Genomic DNA, 14,950 nt, shown 5'->3' with positions numbered 1-14,950 from the left:
TCCCCTGGTGACCGCCGGTGCGACCGCTTCCGTTGTCGGGACGGCGGGTCCCCGTTGTCCGAAAGCGGGCGAAACCGAAGCTGCACAGCGAGACATCAGCCGGTATGGTCCGGGCTTATGGGACAGGAGATGGCCGATCCGGATGAGGTCTGGCAGGAATCCGACCGCTTCTCCCTCCGCAGCAGCCTCCTCGTCCCGGCGCCCGCCGAGCAGGCGTACGCCGTTTTCACCGGCGCGCTTGCCGACTGGTGGGTACGCGAATACACCTGGTCCGGGCCGGAGGCACTGGCCGCGCTCGGCATGGAGCCACGGGCCGGCGGGATGCTCTACGAGATCGGCCCGTACGGCTTCCGCAACGACTGGGGTCGCGTGCTTACCTGGGATCCGCCCCGGCGACTGGTGTTCACCTGGCAGATCGGGCCGGACCGGGTGCCGCTGCCGGATCCGGCCCGGGCCAGTGAGGTGGAGGTGCTCTTCCACCCCGAAGGCCCCGAGTCGACCCGGGTGGACGTCGAGCACCGCTACTTCGACCGGCACGGCACGGCCGCCGAGGACTACCGGGAGGTGCTCACCGCCGGCTGGCACGAACTGCTCTGCCGCTATCTGGCGACGGTCGCCCGTACCACCGTCTGAGCGCCGGGCGGGACGCCGCCGGACCGGTCAGCCGCCGGCTATCCCGGGGCTCGCGCCGGCGCCGGTCAGACCGCTGCCGCCCAGGTCGGCGCGACGACCGGCGGCGGCGCCGGGAGCGAAGCCGCCCCCGGCGAGCCGGCGGCGCGGGGCGGTACGCAGTCGCGGGTACACCTCGGCGAGGCGGCGTTGGACACGGTCGGAGCGGTCGGCCAGCACCAGCGCCACCGAGGGCGCCCCGGCCTCGGCGACCGCCCCGGCCTCGGCCGCCCGCAGCCGCTCGGCGACGACCTGGGCGAAGCCGGCGAGCCAACTGCGCCGGAACGCGGCCGGATGCTCCCCGACCGGCACCACCGTCCCGGCCAATCCGTGTGCCGCCTGCACCAGCAGCGAGGTGAAGAGCAACTCGACCCGTTCCAGGTCGCTGGCGAAGCCGAACAGGTGCATCACGTAGCTGTCGCCCTGCCGTCGGCGTACGCAGCGGCACCGCAGCGGGTCCGCGACGGCGGCGAGCAGACCGGCCTTGTCCCGCGCGTACGGCGCGACCACCTCGACCGTGCGGTCCCCGATCGGATCGACGGCCGGCTCGCGGGCGGCGAGCAGCGCGCGGTCGACGCCGTACCGGGCGATCAGCTCGGTGGCCTTGGCCATGAAGGTGGCCGACTCGGCGGGCGTGCAGGCCGGGTCCTCGGCCTGGGCGAGCAGCTTGCGCACCTTGCCGAGCATCGCCTGGGACATCAGTCAGAGGTATCACAACGCGGGGGCGCGGTGTCAGCCCTCCCGGCTGCGCAGCGTGGCGATGGTCGAGCCGGCGAGCGTGAGCAGGCAGGCGGGCAGCAGCCCGTCGGCCGCCGCCGCGCCGAACAGCGCCTCACCGGTGTCGGCGTCGTCGTTGGCGTACGCGCTGACGAAGCGGGCCACCCAGCGGGTGTCGTAGTCGGCCTGGTCGATGCCGGGGAAGTCGAGGGCGGCGGCGCCACCGGGAGCGTCGTCGCCGAGCATGGTGGCGGCCAGGCACCAGGCCACCCCGTACGCACCGGCCAGCCCGCGGCGGTCCACCACCGCGTCGAAGGCGCCGACCACGCCGTCGCCGTCGCCGGCCAACGCCGAACGGAGCACGGCGGTCGCGTCGTCGAGCGTCTGCTGTGCGTCGTCGGTCACCTGCGGAACAGTAACGCCGGAGGGCAAACCGGTGACCCGGAAACGGGTCGACGATCACGCAGAGTCATTCCCGCAGTCGAGGTGCCGACGGAGCCAGGTCCACGGTCCCGCGTGCTGCGCGGGCACGCTAATGTGCGCAGCGGACCTTCGCCGGAGGAAGGACGACCATGCTTGGAAATCGCACGTCGCGCGCGGCCCTGTCCATGGCCTGCGCGGCGCTCCTGCTCGCTACCAGCGCCTGCGGGAGTGACGAGCCGAAGGACGCGGCCACCACCCAGGTCCGCCTCTACGGCACCGACGGCAATATGCAGAACTCCTTCGCCGCGGAACTCAAGGACCGGGCAAATCTTCTCAACGGGATGAAGGGCACCACCCCCCTGACACCGTTGCCGGAGAGCTTCAAGGAACGGCTACGCAACGTCGATCCGAAGTTGACCGACTACCTCTACTCCGCCGAGTCCTACGACGCCGTGGTGATCAGCGCCCTGGCCGCCCAGGTGGCCGGCACCACCGCGCCGGCCGAGATCGCCAAGCAGATCGTCGGGGTGACCACCGGCGGCCAGATCTGCGACACCGTGAAGTCCTGCCTCCAGCTGGCCCGCGCCGGCCAGGACCTGGAATACCGGGGTGTGTCGCTGAACCGGGCCGGATTCACCGACACCGGCGAGCCGGCCACCGCGAGCTACGGCACGCTGCACTTCGACAACCAGAAACTCGACGACGCGAAGACCGAGTTCGTCGGCGCCGGCGAAGAGTCCGGGGTGAGCACCAAGACCCCACCGCGCGGTCGCAAGCCCCGCGGCGGGAAGGCGAAGGACGCGCCGCTGCTCATCGGCGGCCTGCTGCCGAAGACCGGTGACCTGGCACTGGCGTACCCGCCGATGGCCGCCGGGGTCACGCTCGCGATCAACGAGGTCAACGCCGGCGGCGGGGTGCTCGGCGAGCCGGTCAGGTTCATCGCGGGCGACGACGGCACCAACCCGGCGGTGGCGAAGGCGACGGTGGCCTCGCACGTCAGCGAGGGCGTCTCGGTGATCATCGGCGCCGGCGCGTCCGGCATCTCCCGCGAGGTGCTGCCGGACGTGGTGGCGGCCGGACGGATCCTCTTCTCCCCGTCGAACACCGACGCCGGGTTGAGCACCATCGACGACAAGGGCCTCTACTTCCGCACCGCGCCGCCGGACAGCCTCCAGGGCCGGGCGCTCGCCGACGTGATGCTGCGGGACGGGCCCCGCAAGATCGTGCTCCTGGCCCGGAAGGACTCCTACGGCGAGGGCCTCCAGGAGAACGTCCGGTCCGAGCTGGAGAAGGCCGGGGTGGGCGCGGACCGGGTCAAGCTGCTCACCTACATGCCGCCGGCCGACCCGAACACGCCCGTCGACTTCACCGGCATCGCCCAGGACATCAAGAGCTTCGGGCCGGAGGCGGTGCTGGTGATCGGGTTCGGCGAGTCGGCGGGGGCGATCACCGCACTGGCCGACGCCGGGGTCCAGATCCGGAACTGAGCCGCCAGGCATCGAGGGCCGCACCGGTGGATCCGGTGCGGCCCTCGCCGTGGCGCCTCAGCGTGCCCGGCGCCGCTCCAGGAAGTCGGTCATCCGCCGATGCTTCTCCTCGTCCTCGAAGAGCACCGCCTGGCTCAGCAGGTCGAGCTGCGGGTGCGCGGCCGGTGGCGCGTCCACCGCCAGCTTGGTCAGCCGCAGGGCCAGCGCGGAGCCCTTGCCGATCTCGTCGAGCAGGTTGTGGGCGGCGGGCAGCAGCTCCGCCGGCGCCGGCACCACCCGGTTCACCAGGCCGATCCGCAGCGCCTCGTCCGCCCCCACCCGCCGGCCGGTGAAGAGCATTTCCTTGGCCCGGGCCTCGCCGATCAGCGCCGGCAACCGGTAGGTCGCGCCGGCGCCGGCCAGGATGCCCAACCGCACCTCGGGCTGGCCGAAGACCGCACGCTCCGTGCACACCCGAAGATCGCAGGCGTACGCCAGCTCGGCGCCGCCGCCGAGCGCCGGGCCGTCGACCGCCGCCACGGTGGGCAGCGGCAGCGCCCGGATCCGGGCGAACACGCCCTGGTTGATGGCGGCCAGCGCGTCCAGCCGACCGCGTTCGCGGAGCTGCGCGATGTCGGCGCCACCGGCGAAGATGCCGTCCGTCCCGCCGGTGAGCAGCATCAGCCGGGGGCGGGCCTCCAGTTCGGCGCAGACGTCGTGCAGTTCACCGACCAGGTCGGCGTCGATCGCGTTGCGCTTCTCCGGCCGGTCGAGCGTGACCACGAGCCGGTCCGCCAGTTTCTCGATCCGCAGCCCACTCATTGCTGTGCCAGCCTTTCGTTCGCGACTGCGGGGCTCGCAAGCTCACTCCTCGCGCTCACCGTGCTTGCCTTTCGTTCGCGACTGCGGGGCTCGCAAGCTCACTCCTCGCGCTCACCGTGCTTGCCTTTCGTTCGCGACTGCGGGGCTCGCAAGCTCACTCCTCGCGCTCACCGTGCTTGCCTTTCGTTCGCGACTGCGGCGCTCGCAAGCTCACTCCTCGCGCTCACCGTGCTTGCCTTTCGTTCGCGACTGCGGGGCTCGCAAGCTCACTCCTCGCGCTCACGTCGAACGCCGCCTTCCCAGGTGTAGAAGCCCTGCCCGGACTTCTTGCCCAGCTTGCCGGCGGCGACCATCTCGGCAAGCAGCGGCGGCGGCGCGAACCGGTCACCGTACGCGGCCTGGAGGGTGCGGGCGATGTCGAGCCGGACGTCCAGCCCGACCAGGTCGGTCAGCTCCAGCGGGCCGACCGGGTGCCGGTAGCCGAGCACCATCGCCTTGTCGATGTCGGCCGGGTCGGCCACCCCGTCGGCCACCATCCGGATCGCCTCCAGGCCGAGCGTGACACCGAGCCGGGAGGTGGCGAAGCCGGGCATGTCGCGTACCACGACGGGGTCCTTGCCCAGCCGGGCCGCGAGCGTGACGGCCGCCGCGGTGGTCTCCGGCGCGGTGGCCGGGCCGACCACGACCTCGAGCAGCGCCATCGCCCAGACCGGGTTGAAGAAGTGCAGCCCGAGGAAGTCCCCCGGACGGTCCAGCCCGGCGGCCAGCTCGGCGATCGGGATGCTCGACGTGTTGCTGCCCAGCAGCGCCGGTCGGCGGCCCTCGGCCTCCCGGAGCACCGTCCGCTTGAGGTCGAGCCGCTCGGGCACCGCCTCGACGATCACGTCCGGTCCGTCGGCAACCTCGGCCAGGCCGGTACGCGGCGTCACCCGCACCCGGTTGGCGGTGGCCGCCTCGGCGGTCAGCTTCCCGCGCGCGACGGCGCGGTCCCACAGCTCGCCGAGCCGCCGGACGGCGTCCGCCCCCCGCTGCGGGTCGACCTCGACCAGCTCGACCGCGTATCCGGCGCCGGCCGCCACGTAGGCGATGCCGAGGCCCATGGTGCCGGCTCCGACGACCACAAATCGACCACTCATCGTGTCCCCTCGTCGCGGCGGTGGCGCACGGGGTCTCCGCCGCCCGGCCGGCCGCTCGCTCGATCCTGGATGCGACCCTATGCGTCGGCGGGGCCGCCGGGCATGCGTGGGGGGCGGGCGGACGGGGTAAAGACCGCCGTCAACGCCGAAGGAAGGATCGAGATGAGCCAGGCACCGGAGAGCGCGGAGAGCACCGAGACGGTCGAGACGCGCGGTGACGAGCGGGTGGACCTGCTTCGCGCGGACACCAACAACGACGGCAAGACCGACGTGTGGGTGGTGGACACCGACGGCGACGGCAAGGCCGACCTGTTCCAGTTCGACACCGACGGCGACGGCAAGGTGGACATCACCATGGTCGACATCGACGAGGACGGCACCCCGGACGAGGTGGTCGACGGCGACGGCGGCCTGCCGCCCGAGCAGACCACGCCCACCGTCCAGGTCTGAGAGGTAAGGCGGGGGCCCTTCTTATCGCCTACGCGATAGGAGGGGCCCCTTCCTAACCTCTCAGCGCGAGCGTGGCGAGATAGTAGGGGTGATCGGTGTCGTCCACGTCGGTCAGTCGCCACGGGCTGTCCTGGACCAGCTCGGCGAACTCCGTGGGCGAGCAGACCAGGTAGTCGAACCAGTCGGTGCCGAGCAGCCGGTAGCGCAACCGCAGCCGTAGCTGCCCGCCCAGCCGTCCCCGCCGCCGGTTCGCCTCGTGGTAGCCGGTGTGCACCGGATCGGTGGTGCCGTACGGGTCGGTGCCGTGCGCGATCACCCGTGCCCCGGGTCGGGCCAGCGCGGCGAGCGCGGCCAGCAGCACCGGGGCCCGCTCGCGGCCCTCGAACAGGCCGAGGTTGTTGCCGAGCAGCAGGAACGTGTCGTAGCGCCGACCGCTGGCGGCGTGCTCGTCGACGGTGGCGTGCACCAGCTCGCGTACGCCCCGGTGACGGCTGACCCGCAGCGCGCCGAGCGAGGTGTCCAGCCCGGTGACCGGCACCCCGCGCTCCTGGAGGTGCAGCGCGATCCGACCGCCGCCCACGCCGATGTCGAGCACGTGCCCGTGGACCCGGTCCACCGCCCGGTGGTCGTGCGGCTGCCACTGCGGCGGCGGGTCCAGGTAGTGCCCGGCGGGCGCGCCGTTGACCAGCCCGTCGTCCCGCTCGATGATCTCGATGACCGGGCGCGGCAGGCGTCCGCCGGCCATCGGCCGGGGGCCGACCCCGGTGGCCACGGCGTACGCGTCGCGGATCAGCTCGCCGAACACGTCGCCGATCGTTGGTTCGGGGGTCATGCGAGCACGCTATCCGGGCTCGGTGGCGCCGTCGCGGCCGTATCCTGGGCGTCGTGACCGACCTGGACCGCCTGGCTGCGGAGAAGTACGTGCTGCTCACCACGTTCCGCAAGGACGGGCGGGCGGTGGCGACGCCGGTGTGGGCGGTGCGCGACGGCGACGCGCTCGCGGTGTGGACGGTGTCCGACTCCGGCAAGGTGAAGCGGATCCGGCGCAACGGCCGGGTCACGGTGGCACCGTGCGACGTACGCGGCAATCCGCGCGGTGAGGCGGTGGCGGGGCACGCGACGATCGACGACCCGGAGCACACCCGCCGGGTGCGAGGGCTGCTCAAGCACAAGTACCGGCTGATCGGGCGGATGACGTTGCTCGGTAGCCGGCTGCGCCGGGGCGAGGCTGGCACGGTGGGGTTGCGGATCGTGCTCGACGGTGCGACCTCCGGACATGATTGAGGGCGGTGGCCCGTCCGGCCGACCGCCCTCGATCGCAAAGCTGGAAAACTCCGGGTCGTCAGTCCCCCTGCCGCTGCTGGGGGATCTGCCCCTGAAGTAGGGCTCGAACCTCCGACTCGCGGTATCTACGGTGGCCGCCCAGGGTCCGGATGGCGCTGAGCTTGCCAGCCTTTGCCCACCGGGTCACCGTCTTCGGGTCGACACGGAACATCGACGCCACCTCGGCCGGTGTCAGTAGCGGCTCTGGTTCGTGCGTTCGCGATGCCATCGGGGTCACTCCTCCACATGTATAGACATCGGCCGGGGTCCCGCCGGCCGACGCGTCTCCCATGGTCCGGCTAGTCCCCGATGTCCGACATGGGCCGAACGGCTGAAGGTCCCTAGACGGACGGATGAAGCATGCCCGATTTTTACTACTTTTATGTCGCAGAACCTACCTTATTCGGACTCATGATCACGGTTCGTGATGCGTCAACTACGAGACAGTTTCGGATCCGCCATTGCAAAAATGGACGAACCGGGCGTCAATTGCAGCGCTCCAGAAGTTGCACCGCGCGCCAGCGGGCCACCAGCTTGTCGTACGCCGCCGAAGCTTCCTCGGCCTCGCCCCGGGACAGCCCGGCCAGGCCCGCCGCGACCAGCTCGGTCGAGTCGTCGGCCGCAAGCGTCTCGTCCGGCAGCAGCTGCACCAGACCGCCGTAGTCCAGCTCCACCACCGACCTCGGGTGGAACTCCTCCAGCCAGCGGGCGGCCTCCTCGACCGCCTCGGTGATCGGCGCCTCCCCGACCGACTTGCGCAGCACGGACAGCGCCCGGGAGGAACGGCGACGGGCCTTGGAGATCTCCGTGCGGTAGCGCAGCGCCCGCCGCCCCGCATCGGTGACCAGGTGCCGTTCCCCGGCCTCGAAGAGCACGAACCACCGCAGCGGCACCCCCCAGGTGGCGACCTGTTCGTGCACGCGCGGCACGCCGTGCTCCAGCACCCGCGCCCCGCTGCGCCAGTCTTCCACCACGGCCTTGGCCTGCCCGGCGAGCACCGGCGGCACGAACGCGTCGGCGAGCACCGAGGGCACGCCGTCGCGGGCGCTCAGCGCCGCCTCGGCGACCCGGATCCGCAGGTTCCACGGGCAGACCAGCAGCGTGTCGTCGGCTTCCAGGACGTACGCCTCCTCCGGCAGCTCGGGCAGCCGGGTCCAGCCCGCGCCGAGCGCCTCGATCACCGAGGTCCGCTGCCGGCCCGGCCCCTCCAGCGGCGCGATCGCCCGACCTTCGGTGACGTACCGGCGCCAGTATGACTGCCGATCCCGGTCGAAGGCGGTCAGCGGCTCGTACACGCGCAGGTATGAAGCGAAGAGCGACGGCACGGCGCGATCCTCCCACGAGACGGGACCGCCCGTCGCCACCGTCACACCGGCACCGTGACGTGGGCGACAGTACGGTTCCGGCCGATATTAGGCTCAACGACACCGGCGTCATCCCGCCGGCCGCGCCACCCAGGTCCGCGGCCCACAAGGTCGCACACCGACACAGGAGTCAGCCATGGGCGTATTTGCCAGCACCGACGACCCCGCATCCACAGGTCACGAACAAGTCGTGTTCTGCCAGGACAAGCAGTCCGGCCTGAAGGCGATCATCGGGATCTACTCCACCGCGCTGGGCCCCGCGCTCGGTGGCACCCGGTTCTACCCGTACGCCAGCGAGGCCGACGCCCTCGCCGACGTGCTGGACCTCTCGCGGGGCATGGCGTACAAGAACGCCCTGGCCGGCCTCGACCTCGGCGGTGGCAAGGCGGTCATCTGGGGCGACCCGGAGCAGCTCAAGAGCGAGGCCCTGCTGCGCGCGTACGGCCGCTTCGTGGAGTCGCTCAACGGCCGCTACTACACCGCCTGCGACGTCGGCACCTACGTCCCGGACATGGACGTGATCGCCCGCGAGACCCGCTTCGTGACCGGCCGCAGCGTGGAGCACGGCGGCGCCGGCGACTCCTCGATCCTCACCGCCTGGGGCGTCTACCAGGGCATGCGGGCCGCTGCCGAGCACATCTGGGGCAGCCCGACGCTCGCCGGCCGGCGGGTCGGTGTGGCGGGCCTGGGCAAGGTCGGCAAATATCTGACCGGGCACCTGCTGGACGACGGCGCCGAGGTGGTCGCGACCGACGTCAGCAGCCGCGCCCGGGAGTGGGCCCGCACCACCCACCCGCAGGTCACCCTGGTCGACGACACCGCGGCGCTCGTCGCGTCCGACATCGACGTGTACGCCCCGTGCGCGCTCGGCGGCGCGCTCGACGACGAGACCGTGCCGGTGCTGCGGGCCAAGGTGGTCGCCGGCGCGGCGAACAACCAGCTCGCCCACCCCGGCATCGAGAAGATCCTCGCCGACCGGGGCATCCTCTACGCTCCGGACTACGTGGTGAACGCCGGTGGCGTGATCCAGGTCGCCGACGAGATCGAGGGCTTCAACTTCGAGCGGGCCAAGCTGCGCGCCACCCGGATCTTCGACACCACCCGCGAGATCCTGCGACTCGCCGACGACGAGGGTGTCCCACCGGCGGTCGCCGCGGACCGGCTCGCCGAGCGGCGGATGGCCGAGGTCGGCCGGCTGCGCAGCATTCACCTGCGGTGAACGGCTCCCGGGGGCGGACCCACCGGCTCCGCCCCGGGGCCGCCCTGCGGCCGACCAGGGCGTTAGGCTGGACGTAGGTAACTTCGTGCCGATTTGCCCGCTGTCACGGCCGACCCCGGCAAGCACTCCTTACCGGGTACACTTTGTGACGGTCGGAACACTGCGACGCGCAGGGCCGGTCGACGGTGACCCGAGGTGCCGAACGGTGGCATCCCCATGTACCGTAAGAGCCACGAGAGATGCCTGACGTCATCGGGGCCCGCCTTCGGGCTGCCCCGCATTCTGTGCGAGGGGGTCGAGCCATGGGGCGCGGCCGTGCTAAGGCCAAGCAGACAAAGGTGGCCCGGGAGTTGAAGTACCACTCCCCGAACACCGACCTAACCGCCTTGCAGCGCGAACTGGCGGGTAGTGGTAAGTCTGAGCACAACTTCGACGACGACTACAAAGAGTATGTCGACGACGATGACGAGGACCACGCGGACGACGACCCGGACCCCTGGGCCCGTCCGACCCGCTGACCTCCGGTCACACTGAGCACGCGGCAGCCCCCGCGTGCTCACGCATGTGCTCAGCCGGCGCCGACGTACGACCGACGATCAGGGACCTGCCGCACCGGGATGCCTCCCCGCGCCGACAGGTCCCTGATCGCGGAACCGGCACCTCAACGCGGGCGATTGTTCCAGTTGTAGAACGTCGGGATGTTCTCGAAGTGGTTCCACGCGCACACCGCGTTGGCGCCGTCCCCGCCCGACACCTCCGCCCGCAGCAGGCGTGCCGCCTCGGCCTCGTGGAGCAGCGCGGTCAACCCCGCGGCGGCATCCCGCACCCGGTCGGCGACCGCGTCCCGGTCAGTGTCACTGGTGATCTCGGGCATGCTCCAACACTCCCTCCAATAGGCGGATCTTGCTGTTCCGGCAGTGCTCGGTCTCCGTACCGTCGAACCGCCCCTGTTCGAAGTAGCGGTTGGCGGCGTGGCCGCCCCCGCAGAAACCGAAATACGCGCAGGTCGCCCGGCACGCCTCCACCCCGGTGAGGAACTCGTCCACCCACGGCGTCCGGCCGGCGTCGGCGAGGATCTCGCCCAGCGGCGTGGCAAGCACGTTCCCGCTGCCGAAGTCGCCGTAGCGGGCGTCGGTGAAGCCGGCCAGCTCGGGCGAGAGCACCACCACCGAACCGTCGTACGCGACCGTCGGGATCGGGTCGAGCCGGCGGGGCAGCAGGTCGTCGGCGGCGCCGGTCAGCACCGCGCCGGCGTACCGCAGCGACCACTCCACCTCCCGCAGGTGGATCCGGGGATCCCGACGCCAGGCGGTCACCAGCTCGGCCCAGAACCCGGTCACCGCGCCCGCGTCCCGCGCGTTCGAGCGGGTGTTCACCCCCTCGGTCTCCTCGATGTTGACGCCGAGCACCTCGCAGCCCAGGTCGAGGAAGTAGTCGTACAGCTCCGTCGCCAGCCCCGGCTCCGGCCGGGAGACCACCGCCAGCGCCGAGAACGGCAGCCCGTGCCGGCGCAGCGCCGCCACCCCGGCCACGATCCGGTCGTACGCCGGCCGGCCGCCCCGGGTGACCCGCTCGGCGTTGCGCGCCCGCGGGCCGTCCACGCTCACGCTGACCCGCACCCGGTGCTCGACGAAGAACGCGCACCAGGCGTCGTCGATCAGCGTGGCGTTCGTCTGCACGTGGTGCTCCACCTCCGGCCCGAACGGGGCCAGCAGGGCGGCTAGATGCTCCCGGCCCGCCGCGAGTGGCTCACCGCCGTGCCAGACCACCGAGCATCGACCCTCGGCCGCCCAGGGGTTCACCGACGCCGCCACCGCCTCGGCGACCGCCACCGGCATCCGCCGGTCCGCCGCGCGCAACGGCAGGTAGCAGTAGGCGCAGTCGAGGTTGCACAGCGTGGTCGGCTGCATCACCACGTACGAGGGGACGGCGGCGATGCCCCGCATCCCCTCCGAGGTGCGCGCAGCCATCGACCCCTCCCCCGCGTACCTGTGAAAAACCGAACCTTCAGGCTAGGCCGCGGCGGCCATCCGGGTGAACCCCCGATCAGGTGCGCGGATGATCAACAGAAGGTGATCACCCGCGGGTGTGCTGGCCGACCATCTGGACGTTGCCGGAGCCCTCGATGATCTCCCCCGCCTGCCAGGCGTCGACGCCGCGGCCGGTCAGGGTGGCAAGCGCGCGGTCGGCGTCCTCGGCCGAGACGATGGCGAACATGCCCACGCCCATGTTGAAGGTCGCCTCCATCTCCGGGTCCTCGATCCGGCCCTTCGTCTGGATCAGGTCGAAGATCGGCTGGGGCTTCCAGGTGGAACGGTTGACCACCGCGTCGACGTGCTCGGGCAGGACCCGGACCAGGTTGCCCGGGATGCCACCGCCGGTCACGTGGGCCAGCGCCCGCACCTCGGCCTCGGCGATCAGCTTGAGGCAGTCCTTCGCGTAGATCTTGGTCGGGGTGAGCAGCTCCTCGCCCAGCGTGCGCTGGCGGCCGAAGTCCTCGATCACCACGTCCAGCCGCATCCGGCCGGCGCCCAGCAGCACGTGCCGCACCAGGGAGTAGCCGTTGGAGTGCAGGCCGGAGGAGCGCATGGCGATCACCACGTCGCCCACCTCGACCCGCTCCGGGCGGAGGATCTCGCTCTCCTCCACCACGCCGACGCCGGTGGCGGAGATGTCGTACTCGTCCGGGCGCAGCACGCCGGGGTGCTCGGCGGTCTCGCCGCCGAGCAGCGCGCAACCGGCGTACCGGCAGCCGTCGGCGATGCCGGCGCCGATCTCGGCGACCTTGTCCGGCACGACCTCGCCGGTGGCGATGTAGTCGAGCAGGAACAGCGGCTCGGCCCCGCAGGCGACCAGGTCGTCGACCACCATGGCGACCAGGTCGATGCCGACCGTGTCGTGGATGTCGAGCTGCTGGGCGATCACCAGCTTGGTGCCCACACCGTCGGTGGAGGACGCCAGGATCGGATTCTTGTATTTCTTGGTGTCCAGCCGGAACAGGCCGGCGAAGCCACCCAGGTCACCCAGGACCTCCGGGCGGCGGGTCTCCTTGACCTTGGTCTTGAGCAGCTCGACCGCGCGGTCGCCCGCCTCGATCGACACCCCGGCATCGGCGTACGAGACCGAGCGTTTGCGCTGCGTGCGGCTGGAGCCCGCCGACCAGGGCTGGCGGTCGCCGCCGGCACCCGACGGGCTGGATCCTGCGCCGCTGCGCTCGGACACGTGCGTCACGGTTCTCCCCTTTGTGGTCCCGCGGGGCCGAGGCGCCGGACCCGCGTCGGTGGTGCTACGGGTGGTGGGTCGGTGTGGCGACGAGAGGGTTCGTGGACTCGGCCGCCTCGGCGACGATCCGGCGGCTGACGCCCTCGAGCACGTGCTTGCCGATCAGGTTCCCGGCCGGCAGTTCGATCGGGTACTCCCCATCGAAGCACGCCCGGCAGAGTCGGGTCTTCGGCTGCTCGGTCGCCGCGATGAGACCGGGCAGCGATACGTAACCAAGCGTGTCGGCGCCGATCGACCGCCGGATGCCCTCGTTGTCCAGCCCGTTGGCCAGCAGTTCCGCCCGGGTGGCGAAGTCGATGCCGTAGAAACAGGGCCAGCTCACCGGCGGCGACGAGATCCGGACGTGGACCTCCAGCGCGCCCGCCTCGCGCAGCAGCCGGACGATGGCCCGCTGGGTGGTGCCCCGGACGATCGAGTCGTCCACCACCACCAGCCGCTTGCCGCGGACGTTCTGCCGCAGCGGGTTCAGCTTGAGCCGGACGCCGAGCGCGCGCAGCGTCTGTGAGGGCTGGATGAAGGTGCGCCCGACGTACGGGTTCTTCATCAGGCCCTGGCCGTAGGTGATGCCGGACTCCTCGGCGTAGCCGATCGCCGCCGGCGTGCCGGACTCCGGCACCGGGATCACCAGGTCGGCCTCGACCGGGTGCTCCTTGGCGAGCTGGCGGCCGATCTGCACCCGGGCGGCATGCACGTTACGGCCGGCGATGGTGGCGTCCGGCCGGGCGATGTAGACGTATTCGAAGAGGCAGCCCTTGGGCTCCGGGGCGGCGAACCGGCTGGAGCGCAGGCCGTCCTCGTCGACGGCGATCAGCTCACCCGGCTCGACCTCGCGGACCACGCTCGCGCCGACGATGTCGAGCGCCGCGGTCTCGCTCGCCACCACCCAGCCACGCTCCAGCCGGCCGAGCACGAGCGGGCGTACGCCGTGCGGGTCACGCGCCGCGTAGAGCGTCGACTCGTCCATGAAGACGAAGCTGAACGCGCCGCGCAGCTGCGGCAGCACCTCGAGCGCCGCCGCCTCGACCGACAGGTCGGGCCGGCTGGCCAACAGCATGGTGACGAGCGACGTGTCGTTGCTCGACCCGTCGGAGTCCAGCCCGCGGGCGGACACCTCGCGTTGCAGGTCGGCGGTGTTGACCAGGTTGCCGTTGTGGGCCAGCGCGATCGTGGTGCCGGCACTCGTGGCGCGGATCGTCGGCTGGGCGTTCTCCCAGGTCGAACCGCCAGTGGTCGAGTAGCGCGCGTGCCCGATCGCGACGTGCCCGCGCAGGCTGGCCAGGGTCGGCTCGTCGAACACCTGGGCGACCAGGCCGAGATCCTTGTAGACCACGACGCCGGAGCCGTCGCTGACCGCGATGCCGGCGGCCTCCTGGCCGCGGTGCTGGAGGGCGTAGAGCCCGAAGTAGGTCAGATTGGCGACTTCCTCCCCCGGGGCCCAGACGCCGAAGACGCCACACGCGTCCTGGGGGCCGGGTCGTTGGGGGTCAAGGTCGTGGCTCAGCCGGCCATCGCCTCGGGGCACCTGCCGCTCCCTCATGGTGGGGGTCTGGACTGGCCTGGCGGAGTCGGGGGGCAGCTCCGCACCGTGGGCCGGGACCGTCATCGGGCACCAGTGTACGCGAACAGATGTCGACACCGACAGTCACGAAACATCCGCCGAACGTCACCAGGTCCGACCGGGTCGGCCCGGCTAAATCGGGAGGTACGCGGAAAGGTCGGCCCGGATCCCGGAGACCCGTACGCGACCCTCGGTGACCGCGTCCGCCCAGCCGAGACGTCCGGTGGCGAGCGCCAGCCAGGTCGCCGGATCCATCTCCACCACGTTCGGTGGGGTGCCACGGGTGTGTCGCGGCCCGGGCACGCACTGCACCGCGCCGTAAGGTGGAACGCGCACCTCCACCGATCGGCCGGGAGCGCGCTCCGTGAGGGCGGCCAAGAGCGTCCGGACCGCCGCCCGGAACACCGGCCGTTCGGGCGTACGCCCCTCATCAAGCGCCGTCACTGCGGCGAGCACCGACTCGGAATAAGCGTGCGGAGAGGACACGACGGGACGATACGACCCGGCAGAAGGCCGCCTGA

The 14,950-nt window shown here is 71.6% G+C and carries 18 protein-coding genes; 6 read left to right on the top strand and 12 right to left on the bottom strand.

The features are described 5' to 3' along the window. Window positions 1-117: 117 nt before the first annotated feature. Window positions 118-633: an SRPBCC family protein gene (locus tag O7613_RS26830; RefSeq protein ID WP_282290650.1), complete on the top strand. Its 516-nt coding sequence runs from the start codon at window positions 118-120 to the stop codon at window positions 631-633. Window positions 634-660: 27 nt separating this feature from the next. On the opposite strand, the gene O7613_RS26825 is transcribed toward O7613_RS26830, so the two are convergent. Next, a complete protein-coding gene (locus O7613_RS26825) occupies window positions 661-1,368 on the bottom strand; it encodes a DUF2786 domain-containing protein (protein ID WP_282290646.1) in 708 nt (235 codons plus the stop codon). A 33-nt stretch (window positions 1,369-1,401) separates the two neighbouring features. Further along, window positions 1,402-1,791, bottom strand: coding sequence for a hypothetical protein (locus O7613_RS26820; RefSeq protein ID WP_281585619.1), 390 nt, complete (start codon window positions 1,789-1,791; stop codon window positions 1,402-1,404). Window positions 1,792-1,958: 167 nt separating this feature from the next. Between O7613_RS26820 and O7613_RS26815 the strand changes: the two genes are divergently transcribed. Then, window positions 1,959-3,296, top strand: coding sequence for an ABC transporter substrate-binding protein (locus O7613_RS26815; protein ID WP_281585620.1), 1,338 nt, complete (start codon window positions 1,959-1,961; stop codon window positions 3,294-3,296). A gap of 57 nt (window positions 3,297-3,353) precedes the next feature. Here O7613_RS26815 and O7613_RS26810 read toward each other — a convergent pair whose 3' ends face one another. Together O7613_RS26810 and O7613_RS26805 are read right to left on the bottom strand one after the other, a co-directional pair. Continuing rightward, a complete protein-coding gene (locus tag O7613_RS26810) occupies window positions 3,354-4,097 on the bottom strand; it encodes an enoyl-CoA hydratase/isomerase family protein (RefSeq protein ID WP_282290644.1) in 744 nt (247 codons plus the stop codon). A gap of 266 nt (window positions 4,098-4,363) precedes the next feature. Continuing rightward, window positions 4,364-5,233, bottom strand: a complete 870-nt coding sequence (locus O7613_RS26805) for a 3-hydroxyacyl-CoA dehydrogenase family protein (protein WP_281585622.1) — start codon at window positions 5,231-5,233, stop codon at window positions 4,364-4,366. A gap of 162 nt (window positions 5,234-5,395) precedes the next feature. Here O7613_RS26805 and O7613_RS26800 point away from each other — a divergent pair, with 162 nt between their 5' ends. After that, window positions 5,396-5,683, top strand: a complete 288-nt coding sequence (locus O7613_RS26800) for a hypothetical protein (protein ID WP_013283434.1) — start codon at window positions 5,396-5,398, stop codon at window positions 5,681-5,683. 52 nt (window positions 5,684-5,735) lie between these two features. Here O7613_RS26800 and O7613_RS26795 read toward each other — a convergent pair whose 3' ends face one another. Further along, on the bottom strand, window positions 5,736-6,515 hold the full coding sequence (locus tag O7613_RS26795) for a class I SAM-dependent methyltransferase (RefSeq protein ID WP_282290642.1): 780 nt from the start codon (window positions 6,513-6,515) through the stop codon (window positions 5,736-5,738). A gap of 53 nt (window positions 6,516-6,568) precedes the next feature. Between O7613_RS26795 and O7613_RS26790 the strand changes: the two genes are divergently transcribed. Next, window positions 6,569-6,967 (top strand): PPOX class F420-dependent oxidoreductase, encoded by a 399-nt coding sequence (locus O7613_RS26790; protein ID WP_282290640.1) that lies wholly within the window; start codon window positions 6,569-6,571, stop codon window positions 6,965-6,967. 58 nt (window positions 6,968-7,025) lie between these two features. On the opposite strand, the gene O7613_RS26785 is transcribed toward O7613_RS26790, so the two are convergent. Further along, window positions 7,026-7,235, bottom strand: a complete 210-nt coding sequence (locus O7613_RS26785) for a BldC family transcriptional regulator (RefSeq protein ID WP_007073996.1) — start codon at window positions 7,233-7,235, stop codon at window positions 7,026-7,028. A gap of 256 nt (window positions 7,236-7,491) precedes the next feature. After that, window positions 7,492-8,331 carry a hypothetical protein gene (locus O7613_RS26780; protein WP_281585625.1) on the bottom strand — a complete coding sequence of 280 codons (840 nt, stop codon included), beginning with the start codon at window positions 8,329-8,331 and terminating at the stop codon, window positions 7,492-7,494. 175 nt (window positions 8,332-8,506) lie between these two features. Between O7613_RS26780 and O7613_RS26775 the strand changes: the two genes are divergently transcribed. Together O7613_RS26775 and O7613_RS26770 are read left to right on the top strand one after the other, a co-directional pair. Then, window positions 8,507-9,589 (top strand): Glu/Leu/Phe/Val dehydrogenase, encoded by a 1,083-nt coding sequence (locus O7613_RS26775; protein WP_282290637.1) that lies wholly within the window; start codon window positions 8,507-8,509, stop codon window positions 9,587-9,589. A 302-nt stretch (window positions 9,590-9,891) separates the two neighbouring features. Further along, the gene (locus O7613_RS26770; RefSeq protein ID WP_107157984.1) at window positions 9,892-10,107 is read left to right on the top strand and encodes a DUF3073 domain-containing protein; all 216 of its coding nucleotides are present in this window, start codon (window positions 9,892-9,894) and stop codon (window positions 10,105-10,107) included. Window positions 10,108-10,250: 143 nt separating this feature from the next. Here the strand turns inward: O7613_RS26770 and amcA are convergent, their stop codons facing one another. The 5 genes from amcA to O7613_RS26745 all read right to left on the bottom strand — a co-directional run bounded on the left by amcA (window position 10,251) and on the right by O7613_RS26745 (window position 14,885). Further along, window positions 10,251-10,463 (bottom strand): multiple cyclophane-containing RiPP AmcA, encoded by a 213-nt coding sequence (gene amcA / locus O7613_RS26765; protein ID WP_281585627.1) that lies wholly within the window; start codon window positions 10,461-10,463, stop codon window positions 10,251-10,253. Continuing rightward, entirely contained in the window at window positions 10,444-11,535 is a 1,092-nt protein-coding gene (amcB, locus tag O7613_RS26760) for a cyclophane-forming radical SAM peptide maturase AmcB (RefSeq protein WP_282294621.1), read from the bottom strand. The genes amcA and amcB overlap by 20 nt, the downstream gene beginning before the upstream one ends. A gap of 130 nt (window positions 11,536-11,665) precedes the next feature. After that, window positions 11,666-12,820, bottom strand: a complete 1,155-nt coding sequence (gene purM / locus O7613_RS26755; RefSeq protein ID WP_282290636.1) for a phosphoribosylformylglycinamidine cyclo-ligase — start codon at window positions 12,818-12,820, stop codon at window positions 11,666-11,668. Window positions 12,821-12,875: 55 nt separating this feature from the next. Further along, window positions 12,876-14,393 carry an amidophosphoribosyltransferase gene (gene purF, locus O7613_RS26750; protein ID WP_281585629.1) on the bottom strand — a complete coding sequence of 506 codons (1,518 nt, stop codon included), beginning with the start codon at window positions 14,391-14,393 and terminating at the stop codon, window positions 12,876-12,878. 168 nt (window positions 14,394-14,561) lie between these two features. After that, window positions 14,562-14,885: a sterol carrier family protein gene (locus O7613_RS26745; RefSeq protein ID WP_281590586.1), complete on the bottom strand. Its 324-nt coding sequence runs from the start codon at window positions 14,883-14,885 to the stop codon at window positions 14,562-14,564. Between the last annotated feature and the right edge of the window lie 65 nt (window positions 14,886-14,950).

The sequence above is a fragment of the Micromonospora sp. WMMD975 genome, from assembly GCF_029581215.1.
Classification (GTDB): domain Bacteria; phylum Actinomycetota; class Actinomycetes; order Mycobacteriales; family Micromonosporaceae; genus Micromonospora.
The sequence above is the reverse complement of the archived record's forward strand: the minus strand, read 5'-3'. Positions and strand labels throughout refer to the sequence as shown.

Excerpts from the sequence above, each read along its gene's own strand:
- O7613_RS26830 (WP_282290650.1), top strand. The coding sequence starts at position 118 with ATGGGACAGGAGATGGCCGATCCGGATGAGGTCTGGCAGGAATCCGAC.
- O7613_RS26825 (WP_282290646.1), bottom strand. The coding sequence starts at position 1,368 with ATGTCCCAGGCGATGCTCGGCAAGGTGCGCAAGCTGCTCGCCCAGGCC.
- O7613_RS26815 (WP_281585620.1), top strand. The coding sequence starts at position 1,959 with ATGCTTGGAAATCGCACGTCGCGCGCGGCCCTGTCCATGGCCTGCGCG.
- O7613_RS26810 (WP_282290644.1), bottom strand. The coding sequence starts at position 4,097 with ATGAGTGGGCTGCGGATCGAGAAACTGGCGGACCGGCTCGTGGTCACG.
- O7613_RS26805 (WP_281585622.1), bottom strand. The coding sequence starts at position 5,233 with ATGAGTGGTCGATTTGTGGTCGTCGGAGCCGGCACCATGGGCCTCGGC.
- O7613_RS26800 (WP_013283434.1), top strand. The coding sequence starts at position 5,396 with ATGAGCCAGGCACCGGAGAGCGCGGAGAGCACCGAGACGGTCGAGACG.
- O7613_RS26795 (WP_282290642.1), bottom strand. The coding sequence starts at position 6,515 with ATGACCCCCGAACCAACGATCGGCGACGTGTTCGGCGAGCTGATCCGC.
- O7613_RS26785 (WP_007073996.1), bottom strand. The coding sequence starts at position 7,235 with ATGGCATCGCGAACGCACGAACCAGAGCCGCTACTGACACCGGCCGAG.
- O7613_RS26775 (WP_282290637.1), top strand. The coding sequence starts at position 8,507 with ATGGGCGTATTTGCCAGCACCGACGACCCCGCATCCACAGGTCACGAA.
- O7613_RS26770 (WP_107157984.1), top strand. The coding sequence starts at position 9,892 with ATGGGGCGCGGCCGTGCTAAGGCCAAGCAGACAAAGGTGGCCCGGGAG.
- amcA (WP_281585627.1), bottom strand. The coding sequence starts at position 10,463 with ATGCCCGAGATCACCAGTGACACTGACCGGGACGCGGTCGCCGACCGG.
- amcB (WP_282294621.1), bottom strand. The coding sequence starts at position 11,535 with ATGCGGGGCATCGCCGCCGTCCCCTCGTACGTGGTGATGCAGCCGACC.